We start from the raw sequence: 15951 nt of genomic DNA, 5'->3' as shown, positions 1-15951 counted from the left end.
TTAAAACCAATGGTCTGGACGATTTTCGCCCTTACCCCGCCGCCGAGCCGCCGACGGTCAGCCCGCCGATGAGCGTGGTCGGCTGACCCACGCCCACGGGCACCCACTGGCCCGCCTTGCCGCAATTGCCCATGCCCGGATCAAGCGCCATGTCATTGCCAAGGCCACGGATGTTCATCAGCGCCGTCGCCCCGTCCCCGATCAGGGTTGCGCCATTGACCGGTGCGCCGACCTTGCCGTCCTTCACGCGATAGGCTTCGGTGCAGGAAAAGACGAACTTGCCATTGGTGATGTCCACCTGTCCGCCGCCGAATCCAACCGCATAGATCCCGTCCTTCAACTCCGCCAGCAGATCGCCGGGATCGGCTTCGCCACCCAGCATGTAGGTGTTGGTCATGCGCGGCATCGGCGCGTGGGCAAAGCTTTCGCGGCGGCCATTGCCGGTGGGTGCGGCCCCCATCAGGCGAGCATTCTGCCGGTCCTGCATGAAGCCGGTGAGAACTCCATCCTCGATCAGCGTGGTGCGCGAACTGGGCGTGCCCTCGTCGTCGAAACTGATCGAGCCACGGCGGTCGGGGATCGTGCCATCATCCACCACCGTCACGCCCGGCGCGGCGATCCGCTGGCCCATGAGACCCGCGAAGGCCGAGCTTCCCTTGCGGTTGAAATCGCCTTCAAGGCCATGGCCAATCGCCTCGTGCAAGAGGATACCGGGCCAGCCCGGCCCCAGCACCACGTCCATCACCCCTGCCGGGGCCGGTTCGGCCCGCAGGTTCACGAGCGCGATGCGCAATGCCTCGCGCGCTTTGGCCTGCCAGTCCTCGGGATCAAGCAACCCCGACAGCGCCACGCGCCCGCCACCGCCGGCCGATCCGCTCTCGCGACGGCCATCCTGTTCGACGATCACGCTCACGTTGAGGCGCGTCATCGGGCGCACATCGCGCAAATGCTGGCCATCGGGGCGCACGATCTCGACCTCCTGGCACGAGGCCGCGATGCTGGCCGAGACCTGCACCACCCGCGGATCGAGCCCGCGCAGAAAGGCGTCGATCTCGCGCAGGGTCTCGATCTTGACCGGGAATGCCGCGTCCCCGATCGGGTCGTGATCGGCGTAAAGGCGGCGATTGGTTGGCGCGGGCCCGGCGGCCATCACGCCGCCGCCCTGACCCACGGCCAGGCGCGCGGTTTCGACCGCGCGGGTCACGGCGGCATGCGAAATCTCGGTCGAGCGGCCATAACCCGCCACCTCGCCACGCACCGCGCGCAGCCCGAATCCTTCGGAGGCGTCATAGCTCGCGGTTTTCACTCGCCCATCGTCGAAATGCAGCGCCTCGGCGCGGCGCCGTTCGAGGAAAAGCTCACCATCATCCGCCCCGTCGGTCGCCTGGCGTAACAGATCAAGGGTCTTCTCAAGGTCGAGCGCCTGCTCGAAGGGGCGGAAAGATATCTGGGACATTCCTGTTTCTTCCTGTCTTCCATGCACGCCGAATTTGATCTATGTCAAAAAAAGCGTCCGTTTGCCGCGGTTGGATTTCTTGTTTCTTCCCTCAGAATATGGTTTTTAACCGTGGCAAAACAACGGGCAATTGCCCGCGCAATCTGCGCTCCGCCTAATGAACAGAAGAACCACAGAAAACCGACCAGGGTGTCCCATGCGAATTTTCACTAGCTTCCTGACCCTCCTGACCGCCATCGCGGCCATGCCCGCACTGGCCCAGAGCGGGTTGGAAACCATCGGCAAACCCGTCAACCGTGCGACCGGGTTTCAGCCCGCCTCGACGGAGCTTGCCCGCGACCTGCAATGGCTTGACGGGATGATCAACGTGATCATCATCGGCATCTGCCTTCTGGTCATCGTCCTCGTCGGGGTCATCATCCTGCGCTACAATCGCCGCGCCAACCCCAGCCCGGCAAGCTTTACCCACAACACGCCGATTGAAATCGCCTGGACGCTCGGCCCGGTGGTGATCCTGGTGTTCATCGGGGCCTTCTCGCTTCCGGTCCTGTTCAAGCAGCAGGAAATCCCCGAAGGGGACGTCTATATCAAGGCAACCGGCCATCAGTGGTACTGGTCCTATGAATATACCGATCACGATATCCTCTTCGACAGCTACATGATCGGCCAACCCGCCAGCCTCAACGACTCCGCGCGCCCGGCCGACGCCGATGTCACGCCTTATGTTCTCGACGATGCGATGCGCGCCAAGCTGGTCGATGCCGGCTTCAACGAAGACGAATTCCTGCTGGCGACCGATACCTCCGTGATCGTGCCGGTCAACAAGACCGTGGTGATGACCGTCACCGCAAGCGACGTGATCCATTCCTGGACCATCCCGGCCTTCGGCGTGAAACAGGACGGCGTGCCCGGACGTCTCGCGCAGCTTTGGTTCAAGGCCGAGAAAGAGGGCATCTATTTCGGCCAGTGTTCCGAGCTGTGCGGCAAGGATCACGCCTACATGCCGATCACCGTCAAGGTGGTCAGCCAGGACACATACGACGCATGGGTCGAGGCGATGCAGGACAGCCTGGATTACGTGCAACTGGCCGCGCTCGACTGAAATGACATGACCGGCCCCGGGCCCAAAAGGTTCGGGACCGCGTGACAAAAGGCACCCGGGATGACCGACACGAGCATCAACAACCAGGCAAGGGCAGGCGCCGGCGACGCCGGGTTCGGCGATTACTTCGCCCTGCTCAAGCCGCGGGTGATGTCGCTCGTGGTGTTCACCGCGCTTGTCGGTCTGCTGGCGGCGCCGGTGAACGTGCATCCCGTGATCGGTTTTGCCTCGATCCTGTTCATCGCACTGGGCGGCGGCGCGTCGGGCGCGCTCAACATGTGGTGGGATGCGGATATCGACCGCATCATGAAGCGCACCCAAAGCCGCCCGATCCCCGCCGGAAAGATCACCGAGGGCGAGGCACTGGCGTTCGGCGCCTTCCTCTCCGCACTTTCGGTCGTGATGCTGGGCCTTGCGGCCAATCTCGTCGCGGCGGCAATCCTCGCCTTCACCATCTTTTTCTACGTGGTGGTCTATACCATGTGGCTCAAACGCTGGACGCCGCAGAACATCGTGATCGGCGGTGCTGCCGGGGCATTTCCTCCGATGATCGGCTGGGCCGTGGCCACTGGCGGGATCAGCGTGGAATCGGTGCTGATGTTCACCCTCATCTTCATGTGGACGCCACCGCATTTCTGGGCGCTGGCCCTGTTCATGAAGTCCGATTATCACGAGGCCCGCGTGCCGATGCTCACCGTGACCCACGGTCGTCGCGCCACAAGGGCGCATATCCTGATCTATACCCTGCTGCTCGCCCCCATCGCGCTTGGCACAGGCTTCACCGCCATCGGCGGGCCGGTCTACCTGGTCGTGGCGCTGGTGCTCAACGGGCTGTTCCTCAAGGGCGCCTTCGACATCTGGCGCCGCGACGAGGCCCAGGCCGAGGCCGACGGCTACCGCGCCGAGAAAAAGCTCTTTGCGCTGTCGCTCGTCTATCTCTTCGGCCATTTCGGCGCGATCCTCGCGGAATCGACGCTGGCCCAGTTCGGGGCGCAATTCGGTCTGGGGGGCTGGTGATCCATGGCAATCAAGGTCGAACATGAACTGCACAAACGCCGCCTTGGCCGAAATGTCGGCCTTGGGCTCGTGCTTGTGGGGTTCGTCGCGCTGGTCTTCGGGCTGACCGTGGTCAAGGTCGAACGCGGTGATCTCTCTGCCACCCCGCCAAGCGCGGAAGGAGGGAACTGATGGCCATGGACGGCAAACAGAAGACCCTGCTGCAAACCGTGGCCGTGGTCGTGACCATGGGCGCGCTGGCCTGGGCCTCGGTGCCCTTCTACGACTGGTTCTGCCGCGTCACCGGCTTTGGCGGCGTCACGCAAGAGGCCAGGGCCGACAGCGACGTGATCCTCGATCGCACCATCAAGGTGCGTTTCGACGCCTCCAAGGCCCGCGGTTTCGCCTGGGAGTTCAAACCCATGCAGCGCGAGATGGAGCTGCGCATCGGCGAGACCGGCCTTGCCTTTTACGAGGCCTACAACCCCACCGACCGCCCGATCGCGGGACAGGCGAGCTATAATGTCACCCCCTACGAGGCCGGTGGCTTTTTCTCCAAGATCGACTGTTTCTGCTTTACCGAACAGGTGCTGCAACCGGGCGAACGGGTCGAGATGCCGGTTACCTTCTTCGTCGACCCCGAAATCGTCGACGACCGCGATGCGAAATATGTCCACACCATCACGCTGGGCTATACATTCTACGAAATCGACCTGCCCGAAACGGCAGGCCCGAACGCACAGGCCGCGCTCGACGCGCAGCCGCAGCAGAGCAACCTGAACTGATCAAGAAGCCTCCCACAAGGGAACACGACGAGGGAAACCATGGCGCACGAAAAGAACCACGACTATCACATTCTGAACCCCTCCATCTGGCCCTTGCTGGGCGCACTGGCCGGGTTCATCATGCTCTTCGGGGCGGTGCTCTATTTCCACGACGTGACCGCATGGATGATGATCCTGGGTTTCGTCTTCACCTGCTATGTCATGTATGGCTGGTGGTCCGACGTGGTGGCCGAGTCCCATATCGGCGATCACACCCCGGTGGTGAAGATCGGCCTGCGCTATGGCGTGGTGCTCTTCATCATTTCCGAGGTGATGTTCTTCTCGGCCTGGTTCTGGACCTTCTTCAAGCACGCGCTCTACCCGATGGGCCCCGAAAGCCCGATCGTCGATGGCCAGTGGCCCCCCGCCGGGATCGAAACCTTCGACCCCTGGCACCTGCCGCTGATCAACACGCTGATCCTGTTGTGCTCGGGGATGGCCGCAACATGGGCGCACCATGCGCTGGCCCATGAAAACAACCGCGACGACATGAAATGGGGCCTGGTCATCGCCATCGTCCTGGGCGTGTTCTTCACCATCCTGCAGGCCTATGAATACAGCCACGCCGCCTTCGGCTTTGCCGGCAACATCTATGGCGCGTCCTTCTTCATGGCCACCGGCTTTCACGGCTTCCACGTGGTCATCGGCACGATCTTCCTCGCGGTCTGCCTGTTCCGCCTGATGGCCGGGCATTTCACCCCCGAAAGCCATGTCGGCTTCGAGGCCGCGGCCTGGTATTGGCACTTTGTCGATGTGGTCTGGCTCTTCCTCTTCGCCTCGATCTATATCTGGGGCGCCTGAGCCCCCGCCGCACAGGCCCAGAACACCCGGACGCCCCGCCTCGCAGCGGGGCGTTTGCTTTCTATGGACCGGCGCCTTGCGTCACGCCCGCCCCCTTGGCCGCCGCTCTGATCCGGGCTAGAACCCGACCCTGCGACAAACCCGCATTTCCCCGAGGCCCCGCTTGCGCCGCAACCTGCCCTTCCTGATCTTTTCCCTCGCCGTGCTGGCGGTGTTTGTCAGCCTCGGCAATTGGCAGGTCCGGCGTCTGGCCGAGAAAGAGGCCTATCTCGCCGAGATCGAATCCCGCATCGGCGCCGCCCCCACCGCCATCCCCGCCGCACCCGACCCCGAGACCGACCGCTTTCTCGCCGTCACCGCCACGGGCCGCCTCACCGGCCCCGAGATTCATGTCCTCGTCTCGACCCGCGATCTGGGCGCGGGTTATCGCGTCATCCGCGCGTTCGAAACCGAAGGCCGCCTTGTGCTCGCCGACCTGGGCTTCATCCGCCTGACCGACAAGGACAGCCCCCGCCCCGCCCGCGACGTCACGCTCACCGGCAATCTCTACTGGCCCGACGAGACCGACAGCTACACCCCCGAGAACGACCACGCGGCCAACATCTGGTATGCGCGTGACGTCCCGCCACTGGCCGCCGCCTTGGGCACCGAGGAAACCATGATCATCGCGCGCGAGATCACCCCGCCCAACCCCGCCATCACCCCCCTGCCCACCGACACGTCCGGCATCCCCAACCGGCACCTCGAATACGTGTTCACATGGTATGGATTGGCGGCAACTTGGGTGGTAATGACCCTCTACTTTCTCTCCCGCCGCCGCACGACCCGCAAGAAAGGCAGCCGATGAACTATCTATCGACCCGTGGCACCGCCCCGGTGTTGGATTTCGAAGACACGATGCTCACCGGTCTTGCCCGCGACGGTGGGCTTTACCTGCCCGAGAAAATCCCCTCGTTTTCGCCTGACGAGATCGCGGCGCTGGAGGGGCTTTCCTACGAGGAATGCGCCTTTCGCATCATGCGCCCCTTCATCGGCGACACCTTCACCGACGACACGTTCCGCCGCCTGATCGCGCGCGCCTATGGCGGCTTCGACCACGCCGCCCGCGCGCCCATGGTGCAGCTTGCCCCGGGGCATTTCCTGCTCGAACTGTTTCACGGCCCCACGCTCGCGTTCAAGGATTTCGCGATGCAGCTCATCGGGCAGATGTTCCAGGCCGCGCTCGAACGCAACGGCAAGCGCGTCACCATCGTCGGCGCCACCAGCGGCGACACCGGATCTGCGGCGATCGAGGCGTTCAAGGGGCTCGACAATGTCGATGTCTTCATCCTGTTCCCGCATGGCCGCGTCTCCGAGGTCCAGCGCCGCCAGATGACCACCCCGACCGAGGCCAATGTCCACGCCCTCGCCGTGACCGGCGATTTCGACGATTGCCAGGCCCGGGTGAAGGACATGTTCAACCATTTCGACTTCCGCGACCGGGTCGGGCTGGCCGGTGTGAACTCGATCAATTTCGCCCGGGTGCTGGCGCAGGTGGTCTATTACTTCACCTCCGCCGTGTCGCTCGGCGCGCCCGCCCGCCCGGTCAGCTTTACCGTGCCCACCGGCAATTTCGGCGACATCTTCGCGGGCTACCTGGCCAAGCGCATGGGCCTGCCCATCGACCGGCTCGTTGTGGCCACCAACCAGAACGACATCCTGCACCGCTGCCTCTCGACCGCCGATTATCGGCCCGACGGCGTGACCCCCTCGATCAGCCCGTCGATGGATATCCAGGTCAGCTCGAATTTCGAACGCGCCCTGTTCGAGGCGTATGGCCGCGACGGCGCCGCCGTGGCGCAGCTCATGGACGAATTGAAAGCGGGCGGGTTCAGTGTCAGCCAAGGCGCGTTGCAGGCCCTGCGCGAGGTTTATGACAGCGGCCGCTGCTCCGAGGACGAGACCCGCGCCACCATCGCGCGCCTGCACCGGACAACCGGCGAACTGCTCTGCCCGCATTCCGCCGTGGGCGTCAAGGTGGCCGAAGAGAAGCGCAACCCCGCCACGCCGATGATCACGCTGGCCACCGCCCACCCGGCGAAATTCCCCGACGCCGTGCAAGAGGCCACCGGCATCCGCCCCGACCTGCCCGCGCGCATGTCCGACCTGTTCGAGCGCCCCGAGCGCATGACCCGCGTCGAAAACGACCTTTCCGCCATCGAAACCCTGATCGAGGAGCGCCGTCGCCCGTGACTGTCCAGATCACCACCCTCACCAACGGCTTTCGCATCGTGACCGAGCGCATGCCGGGGCTGCAATCCGCCTCGGTCGGCATCTGGGTCACCGCCGGTGGCCGCAACGAGCGCGAAGACCAGAACGGCATCGCCCATTTCCTCGAACACATGGCCTTCAAGGGCACCAAGCGGCGCAGCACGCTCCAGATCGCCGAGGCGATCGAGGACGTGGGCGGCTACATGAACGCCTATACCTCGCGCGAGGCCACGGCCTATTATGCCCGGGTGCTGGGCCAGGATGTGGGCCTCGCGCTCGACGTGATCGCCGATATCCTCCTCAACCCGGTCTTCGCACCGGAAGAAATCGACATCGAACGCGGCGTGATCCTGCAAGAGATCGGCCAGGCGCTCGACACGCCCGATGACGTGATCTTCGACTGGCTTCAGGAACGCGCCTATCCCGACCAACCCATCGGCCGCACCATCCTCGGGCCGCCCGACCGGGTGCGCGCCTTTTCGCGCGAGGATCTGCGCGCCTTCGTGGCCGAACATTACGCACCGGGCAACATGATCCTCGCCGCCGCGGGCGATGTCGATCACGACGCCCTCGTGCGCCAGGCCGAAGCCCTGTTCGCCCACCTGTCCCCCGTGCAAGGCGCACTGATCCAGCCCGCGCGCTTCGCGGGCGGCGAATTCCGCCAGGAAAAACCGCTCGAACAGGCCCATCTCGCGCTGGCCTTCGAGGCGCCCGACTATCTCGACCCCGAGATCTACACCGCACAGGTCTATGCCAATGCGCTTGGCGGCGGCATGTCCTCGCGCCTGTTCCAGGAAATTCGCGAGAAACGCGGCCTCTGCTATACCATTTTCGCCTCGGCCGGGGCCTATTCCGATGCCGGGCTGATGACGATCTATGCCGGGACCAGCGGCGAACAAATGCCCGAACTCGCCCGCATCACCATCGACGAGATGCGCCGCGCCGCCGATGACATGAGTGAAGCCGAGGTCGAGCGCGCCCGCGCCCAGATGCGCGCGGGGCTTCTCATGGGGCTCGAAAGCCCGTCGAACCGCGCCGAGCGGATGGCGCGCATGGTCCAGATCTGGGGCAGCGTGCCGACGCCGGAACAGGTGGTCGAGAAGATCGACGCCGTGAACCGCACCGCCGTGCGCGATTTCGCCGGTCGCATGATCGGCGAGGCGGGCGCGGTGATGGCACTTTACGGGCCTGTCTCGGATGCCCCCGATCTGGCCGCGCTCGACCGGCAAAGGCGCGCCGCGTGATGCTCTCGCGGGTGCATCGCAAGCTGCGGGTCGAGACCGACCGGCTGACCCTGCGTGCGCCCCTGCATTCCGATTTCAACGCCTGGACCGGGCTGCGCCGCACCTCCGAGGCGTTCCTGACCCCGTGGGAACCGGCCTGGGCGCATGACCACCTTAGCCGACGCGCCTTCACCAACCGCGTCTACTGGGCGCAACGGTCGATCGGCACGGGCACGGCATTGCCGCTTTTCATGCTGCGCCGCGCCGACAACGTGCTTGTCGGCGCGATCACGCTCGACAATATCCGCCGCGGCCCGGCACAGGCGGGCACGCTGGGCTACTGGGTCGGCGAAAGCTTTGCCCGGCAGGGCTATATGCGCGAGGCGATCGAGGCCGTGGTGCATCACGCCTATCACCGCATGGATCTCAGCCGGATCGAGGCCGCCTGCCTGCCCGAGAACAGGGCCTCGCGCGCGGTGCTGGAAAAATCCGGTTTCAAATACGAGGGCGTCGCGCAAAGCTATCTCCAGATCAACGGACGCTGGCGCACCCATGTGCTTTATGCCGCGCTGCGCAGCGACCGGCGCGGGCGCACCGACACGGGCTGACAGCGGGCGCAGACAGCGCGGCGCCTCGCTCACCGAAACGTCAATTGCTTTCACGGCAAAGCTGCTACACTGCGCGCATGCTGCGTTTGATCCTTGCCTTCGCCCTTGTCGTCATCGCCCCAGCCGTGCAGGCCCAGACCCGCACGCCCAGCCATTGCATCGCCATCGCCGATGCCGCGCCCGGCCTTCAATACCTGCACAAGGCCAGTTTCCGCGACCCGGTCGCCGATTATACGGTGCGCATCAGCTATATCGCCCATGCCGCCTTCCTGATCCAGACGCCTGCGGGAGTGAACGCCGTGACCGATTTCACCGGCTTCATCGGCAACACCACGCTGATCCCCGACATCATCACCATGAACCACGCCCATGAAACCCACTGGACCGCCAACCCCGACCCGGCCATCCCCCATGTGCTCAAGGGCTGGGGCGACGAGTTCGGCGAGGGCGTCGATCACTATCTCGAATATCGCGACATGGCGGTGCGCAATGTGCCCACCGATATCCGCTCGGGCTTTGGCGGGACCGAACCCTTCGGCAACTCGATCTTCGTGTTCGAGGTCGAGGGCCTGTGCATCGGCCATCTCGGCCACCTGCACCACGAACCCAACCCGGCGCAATACGCCGCACTCGGGCGGCTCGATGTGGTCATGGCCGCGGTCGATGGCGGCATGACCGTGGACCTGCCAACGATGATCCGCATTCTCAAGCGGTTGAAATCCTCGGTGGTGATCCCGATGCACTGGTTCGGCGATTACACGCTCGACCGTTTCATCGCCGGAATGCGCGACGAGTTCGACATCGTGCGCCCGGGCGAGTCGAGCCTCACCGTCTCGCTGCGCGATCTGCCCGCACGGCCGACGGTGCATGTGCTTGTGCCGCGCTACCTGCGCGACGCGGACTGACCGCGCCACGACGGCACGTCGCATCTCGACGCCCATGCAGGCAGCGCGTAAGACTTGGGCCATGATGCTCAATCCCGTTGATGACAGCTTTCGCGCCACGCTGGCCCGCCTCCTGCCCGACCGTGCCCTGCGGCCGATCGCACCGCATTATCTCGAAGAACCGCGCGGCAAGTGGACGGGCCGGGCCGGCGTGGTCGTTGCCCCCGCGACCGTCGAAGAGGTCTCAGTTGCCCTTGGGGCCGCCAACGCCGCGCGCGTGCCGGTCGTGCCCTATGGCGGCGGCACCGGCCTGGTCTGTGCCCAGGTCATGCCCGACGGCCCCGATCCGATGATCCTGTCGCTCGAACGGATGACCGCGATCCGCGGGATCTACCCGCGCGAAAACGTCGCCATTGTCGAGGCCGGTGCGATCCTCTCGGACATTCACGATGCCGCCGCCCGCGAAAATCGCCTCTTCCCGCTGTCCATCGCCGCCAAGGGCTCGGCCCGGATCGGCGGCAACCTCGCCACCAATGCGGGCGGGGTCAACGTGCTGCGCTACGGCAATGCCCGCGAACTCTGCCTCGGGATCGAGGCGGTGCTGCCCGACGGGCGGGTGATGAACACGCTGTCACGGTTGCGCAAGGACAACACCGGCTATGACCTGCGCGACCTCCTGATCGGCTCCGAAGGCACCCTTGGCGTGATCACCGCGGCCAGCCTGAAACTCGCCCCTCTTCCGGCCGCGACCGGCACGGCAATTCTGGTGGTCGAAAGCCCCGCCGCCGCGCTCGACCTCCTGGCCATGACGCGCGATCAGGTCGGCGAAGCGGTCAGCGCGTTCGAGCTGATAAATGGCGCAGGCTTTGCGTTCCTGCGCGAGGTGATGCCCGAGGTGCGCCTGCCCTTCGCGACCGATCCCGACTGGTGCGTGCTCGTCGAACTGGGCCTGCCGCGTGGGCTCGACCCGGCCGAGACGCTGGAAGCGCTGTTCGCCGACGCCCTTGAGGCCGGGCTGGTCAGCGACGGCATCATCGCGCAATCGCTGGCCCAGCACGAGGCGCTGTGGGAGATCCGCGAGCAACTGCCCGAAGCCAACCGCCGAATCGGCTCGATCTCGTCGCATGACATTTCCCTGCCGCTCTCGGCCCTGCCCGATTTCATCGCCCGCGCCGACGCCGCCCTGCCCGAACTGGGTGAGTTCCGCACCAATTGCTTTGGCCACCTGGGCGACGGCAACCTGCATTACAACGTCTTCCCGCTCAAGGGGCGCAACCGTGCCGACTATCCCGGCATGGACGAAAAGGTGCAGCGCCTGATCCATGACATCACGGTCGGGATGAGCGGCTCGTTCAGCGCCGAACACGGACTCGGGCGGCTCAAGACCGGCGATCTCGAACGCTATGGCGATCCGGTGAAACTCGCGCTGATGCGGCAGATCAAACAGCTTTTCGACCCCAATGGCATCATGAACCCGGGCGCGGTCCTGCGCGGCTGACGCGGAAAAGCGACCGGCGGGTGGCACCGGTTTACCGGGCGTTAACCATCCGTGCGCTAGAGATGAGTCCGCAGCAAGGCGGAGTCACAATGTCCGAAGGTAGTCATCCTTCCACTCACCCCCCACTCCCACCCACCACGGAAGATGATCGGGTGTTGTGGCTTCGCCTGCTGCGCTCGCGCCGGGTCGGGATTTCCACGTTCTACCGGCTGATCGGCGAACATGGCAGCATCGCCGCCGCGCTCGACGCATTGCCCCGGGTCGCGCGCGAGGCGGGGCTGAACGACTATACCCCCTGCCCCGAAACCGTGGCCGTGGCCGAAATGCGCGCCGCCCGCAAGGCAAGGGCACAGATGATCTGCATCGGTGAGGCCGCGTATCCCGCGCAGCTTCTTGACCTCGCGGACCCGCCGCCGATCCTCTGGGCGCAGGGCGATCCCTCGCTGCTCACGCGTCCGATGATCGCGCTTGTGGGGGCGCGCAACGCCTCGTCGCTGGGCGGGCGCATGGCGCGCGCGCTGGCTGCCGATCTCGGCAACAAGGGCCATGTCGTCGTCTCGGGGCTGGCGCGCGGCATCGACACCGCCGCGCACAAGGCCAGCCTTGCCACCGGCACGATCGCCGTGATGGCGGGCGGGGTCGACGTGGTCTACCCGTCCGAGAATACCGCGCTGGCCGCCGAGATCGAGAAATCCGGCCTGCGCCTGTCGGAAATGCCCATCGGCACGATCCCGCAGGCCCGGCATTTCCCGCGCCGCAACCGGCTCATCTCGGGGCTGGCCGGGGCCGTGGTGCTGGTCGAGGCGGCGGCAAAATCCGGCAGCCTCATCACCGCGAAATGCGCCCTCGACCAGGGGCGCGAGGTGCTGGCCGTGCCCGGCCACCCGTTCGATGCCCGCGCGGCGGGCTGCAACATGCTGATCCGCGATGGCGCGCGGCTGGTGCGCGACGCCGCCGACGTGATCGAGGCGCTTGCCCCCCTCGCCCCGGCCGCACCCGAACAACGGCAGGCCGAGATGCCGCTCGTGGCCGACATCCCCCCGCCACCCCCCGAGAAGCGCAGCCTGAGTGACACCGCGAAACTGCACCGGATGATTCTCGACCGGCTGGGCCCCTCGCCGCTGGCCGAGGATCAGCTGATCCGCGATCTCGGTGCCCCCGCCAACACCGTGGCCCCGGTGCTGGTCGATCTCGAACTCGACGGCCGGATCAACCGGCAATCCGGCGGCCTGCTCAGCCTTGCAGAGACCGGCCCGACCCAATCCGCGCGCACCCCGGACAGAACAGCGCGGTAAACCGCACTCACTCAATCAAACGCAACGCGCTTGCGGCGCCCCGGTCCGTTGACAGGACCGAACCGGGGCGCACCGGGCGTTAACCTTTGTTCGCGCAAAAGGTTAACGCCTCACCCGGCAGCCGGATGGCAGCCGGGAGTCAGCCGCAAAACACCCCCCGGTTTTCGCCCTCTGTTAAGAGGTTAACATGCGAAACGCTCCTGGATCGCGTTAACGACACCGGGCACGATCCCGGCAATCAAACCGATGATGATCCGCATCGCTGTTCCAGTCGTAGCCTTGAAACACCCGAAGATCGGGCCAAATCATGTGGAAAATCCGGGGTTTTCACGACGCATTGACAATACCCCCTTCCCCAACCCATGTTCCGCCGCCATAGAGGCGCCGTCGAGTCGAAAGGAATTCAATGCCAGTTGTTGTTGTGGAATCCCCCGCCAAAGCGAAGACGATCAACAAGTATCTTGGCAAGGATTACACCGTGCTGGCATCCTATGGCCATGTGCGTGACCTGCCGCCCAAGGACGGCTCGGTCGATCCCGACCACGATTTCGACATGACATGGGAGATCGGCGCCGACAGCCGCAAGCATGTCAAAGCCATCGCCGACGCGCTCAAGGATGACAACGCGCTCATCCTCGCGACCGACCCCGACCGCGAAGGCGAGGCGATCAGCTGGCACCTCGAAGAGGCGCTGCGCAAACGCCGCGCGCTGAAAAAGGACACGCCCGTGTCCCGCGTGGTGTTCAACGCCATCACCCAATCGGCCGTGACCGAGGCGATGAAGAACCCGCGCCAGATCGACCAGCCGCTGGTCGATGCCTATCTCGCCCGCCGCGCGCTCGATTACCTCGTCGGCTTCAACCTCTCGCCGGTGCTCTGGCGCAAACTGCCCGGCGCCAAGTCGGCCGGCCGGGTGCAATCGGTCTGCCTGCGCCTCATCGTCGAGCGCGAGATGGAAATCGAGGCCTTCACCCCCCGCGAATACTGGTCCGTCAAGGCCCGCCTCGCCACCCCGCGCGGTCAGGATTACGAGGCACGGCTGACCGTCCTTGCCGGCAAGAAGCTCGACAAGTTCGACATCGAGAACGCCACACAGGCCGAGTTGGCGGTTCAGGCCGTCGAGAGCCGCGATCTCACCGTGAAATCGGTCGAGGCCAAACCGGCGAGCCGCAACCCCGCGCCGCCCTTCATGACCTCCACGCTTCAGCAAGAGGCCAGCCGCAAGTTCGGCATGGGCGCCCGTCAGGCCATGGCCGCCGCCCAGCGCCTCTACGAGGCCGGGCACATCACCTATATGCGGACCGACGGCATCGACATGGCCCCTGAGGCGGTCACCGCCGTGCGCGACGCGATCGGCGCGCGGTTCGGCGCCGAATTCGTGCCCGACAAGCCGCGCATCTACAAGAACAAGGCCAAGAACGCGCAAGAGGCGCATGAATGTATCCGCCCGACCGACATGGCCGCCGACGCCGAGGCGCTCAAACTCAAGGATACCGATCAGCGCAGGCTCTATGACCTGATCTGGAAACGCACGCTGGCCTGCCAGATGGAAAGCGCACGGTTCGAGCGCACCACCGTCACCGTCGCCAGCCGCGACGAGCAGGTCGAGCTGCGCGCCACCGGTCAGGTCGTGCTTTTCGAGGGCTTCCTCAAGGTCTATGAAGAGGGCCGCGACGACCAGGTCGTCGATGAAGACGACCGCCGCCTGCCCCAGGTCATGCAGGGCGAATCCGCCGCCAAGCGCGATGTCGCCTCCGAACAGCATTTTACCCAACCCCCGCCCCGCTATACCGAGGCGACGCTGGTCAAGCGCATGGAAGAGCTCGGCATCGGGCGACCCTCGACCTATGCCAGCATCGTCACCACGATCCAGGAGCGCGAATATGTCCGCAAGGAACAGAACCGCCTCATCCCCGAGGACAAGGGACGGATCGTCACCATCTTCCTGCTGAATTTCTTCCGCAGATACGTGGGCTATGAATTCACCGCCCAGCTCGAGGAAGAGCTTGACGAGGTGAGCGCGGGCCAACGCGATTACAAGGCCGTGCTGGCGCAGTTCTGGCGCGACTTCTCCGCCGCCATCTCCGAGACCTCGGAACTGCGCATCACGCAGGTGCTCGACGTGCTCGACGAGGCACTCGCCGATCAGCTTTATCCGCCGCGCGAGGATGGCTCCGACCCGCGGGTCTGCCCCAAGTGCGGGGTCGGGCGGCTCCATCTCAAGACCTCGCGCACCGGCGGCTTCGTCGGTTGCGGCAACTATCCCGAATGCACCTATACCCGCCCCATCGCCGGCGAAGGCGCCGAGGGCGACGAGCGGGTCCTTGGCGAGGATCAGGGCGACGAGATCTGGCTCAAGTCGGGGCGCTTCGGGCCTTACGTCCAACGCGGCGAACCGACGCCCGAAAACAAGAAGCCGCCCCGCGCCTCGCTGCCCAAGGGCTGGTCCAAGGACGAGATGACGCTTGAAAAGGCGCTCACCCTCCTGAGCCTGCCGCGCGTGGTGGGCGAACATCCCGAGGGCGGGACGATCTCCGCCAATTTCGGCCGCTACGGCCCCTTCGTGATGCACCAGCTCCCCGACGAGGCCAAACCGGTTTACGCCAACCTCAAGGAACAGGGCGAAGTATTCGAGATCGGCATGAACCGCGCGGTCGAACTGCTGGCCGAAAAACGCGCCAACCCCGGCCGCAACCGCCGCACCACCGCCAAACCGCTCAAGGAGCTGGGCGAGCATCCCGACAAGGGCGGGCCGGTCAACGTGATGGACGGGCGCTATGGGCCTTATGTCAAATGGGACAAGATCAACGCGACCCTGCCCAAGGACACCGACCCGGAGGCGGTGACCATGGAAATGGCCGTCGCCCTGATCGACGAGAAGGCCGGGAAAAAGGGCGGGTCAAAAGGCGCCAAGAAAACCACGCGGCGCAAGGCGGGCTGATTCCCACGGCTTCCCGCTGCGCCCCGTTTTCACGTTCCTTGCCCGCTCTTGCCCTATTGCGGCCACGTTCCGC

At 65.3% G+C, this 15951-nt stretch carries 14 protein-coding genes; 13 read left to right on the top strand and 1 reads right to left on the bottom strand.

Features of this window, described 5'->3' with window-relative positions:
- Positions 1–31: 31 nt before the first annotated feature.
- On the bottom strand, positions 32–1456 hold the full coding sequence (locus FLO80_RS15325) for a TldD/PmbA family protein (RefSeq protein ID WP_111367262.1): 1425 nt from the start codon (positions 1454–1456) through the stop codon (positions 32–34).
- Positions 1457–1652: 196 nt separating this feature from the next.
- On the opposite strand from FLO80_RS15325, the gene coxB reads away from it, so the two are divergent.
- From coxB to topA, 13 genes are all read left to right on the top strand, one after another.
- A complete protein-coding gene (gene coxB / locus FLO80_RS15320) occupies positions 1653–2558 on the top strand; it encodes a cytochrome c oxidase subunit II (RefSeq protein WP_111367260.1) in 906 nt (301 codons plus the stop codon).
- Positions 2559–2618: 60 nt separating this feature from the next.
- Positions 2619–3575 (top strand): heme o synthase, encoded by a 957-nt coding sequence (gene cyoE, locus FLO80_RS15315; protein ID WP_111367258.1) that lies wholly within the window; start codon positions 2619–2621, stop codon positions 3573–3575.
- A gap of 3 nt (positions 3576–3578) precedes the next feature.
- Complete coding sequence (locus tag FLO80_RS22895; protein WP_188078309.1) at positions 3579–3746, top strand: cytochrome c oxidase system small membrane protein; 168 nt, start codon at positions 3579–3581, stop codon at positions 3744–3746.
- Positions 3746–4339 (top strand): cytochrome c oxidase assembly protein, encoded by a 594-nt coding sequence (locus FLO80_RS15310; protein ID WP_111367255.1) that lies wholly within the window; start codon positions 3746–3748, stop codon positions 4337–4339. The genes FLO80_RS22895 and FLO80_RS15310 overlap by 1 nt, the downstream gene beginning before the upstream one ends.
- A 39-nt stretch (positions 4340–4378) precedes the next feature.
- Positions 4379–5179 carry a cytochrome c oxidase subunit 3 gene (locus FLO80_RS15305; protein WP_111367252.1) on the top strand — a complete coding sequence of 267 codons (801 nt, stop codon included), beginning with the start codon at positions 4379–4381 and terminating at the stop codon, positions 5177–5179.
- Positions 5180–5342: 163 nt separating this feature from the next.
- Complete coding sequence (locus tag FLO80_RS15300) at positions 5343–6026, top strand: SURF1 family protein (RefSeq protein ID WP_111367250.1); 684 nt, start codon at positions 5343–5345, stop codon at positions 6024–6026.
- On the top strand, positions 6023–7411 hold the full coding sequence (thrC, locus tag FLO80_RS15295) for a threonine synthase (RefSeq protein ID WP_111367248.1): 1389 nt from the start codon (positions 6023–6025) through the stop codon (positions 7409–7411). The genes FLO80_RS15300 and thrC overlap by 4 nt, the downstream gene beginning before the upstream one ends.
- Entirely contained in the window at positions 7408–8673 is a 1266-nt protein-coding gene (locus tag FLO80_RS15290) for a M16 family metallopeptidase (protein ID WP_111367245.1), read from the top strand. The genes thrC and FLO80_RS15290 overlap by 4 nt, the downstream gene beginning before the upstream one ends.
- Positions 8673–9260, top strand: coding sequence for a GNAT family N-acetyltransferase (locus FLO80_RS15285; protein ID WP_370330626.1), 588 nt, complete (start codon positions 8673–8675; stop codon positions 9258–9260). Before FLO80_RS15290 ends, FLO80_RS15285 begins: the two co-directional genes overlap by 1 nt.
- A gap of 77 nt (positions 9261–9337) precedes the next feature.
- The gene (locus FLO80_RS15280; RefSeq protein WP_111367240.1) at positions 9338–10165 is read left to right on the top strand and encodes an MBL fold metallo-hydrolase; all 828 of its coding nucleotides are present in this window, start codon (positions 9338–9340) and stop codon (positions 10163–10165) included.
- Positions 10166–10226: 61 nt separating this feature from the next.
- A complete protein-coding gene (locus tag FLO80_RS15275; protein WP_111367237.1) occupies positions 10227–11642 on the top strand; it encodes an FAD-binding oxidoreductase in 1416 nt (471 codons plus the stop codon).
- 89 nt (positions 11643–11731) lie between these two features.
- Positions 11732–12937, top strand: a complete 1206-nt coding sequence (dprA, locus tag FLO80_RS15270; protein ID WP_111367234.1) for a DNA-processing protein DprA — start codon at positions 11732–11734, stop codon at positions 12935–12937.
- Between the two features lie 406 nt (positions 12938–13343).
- The gene (gene topA, locus FLO80_RS15265) at positions 13344–15878 is read left to right on the top strand and encodes a type I DNA topoisomerase (protein ID WP_111367231.1); all 2535 of its coding nucleotides are present in this window, start codon (positions 13344–13346) and stop codon (positions 15876–15878) included.
- Positions 15879–15951 lie beyond the last annotated feature (73 nt).

It is taken from the genome of Aquicoccus porphyridii (assembly GCF_008369105.1).
Lineage (GTDB): Bacteria > Pseudomonadota > Alphaproteobacteria > Rhodobacterales > Rhodobacteraceae > Aquicoccus > Aquicoccus porphyridii.
The sequence above is the reverse complement of the archived record's forward strand: the minus strand, read 5'-3'. Positions and strand labels throughout refer to the sequence as shown.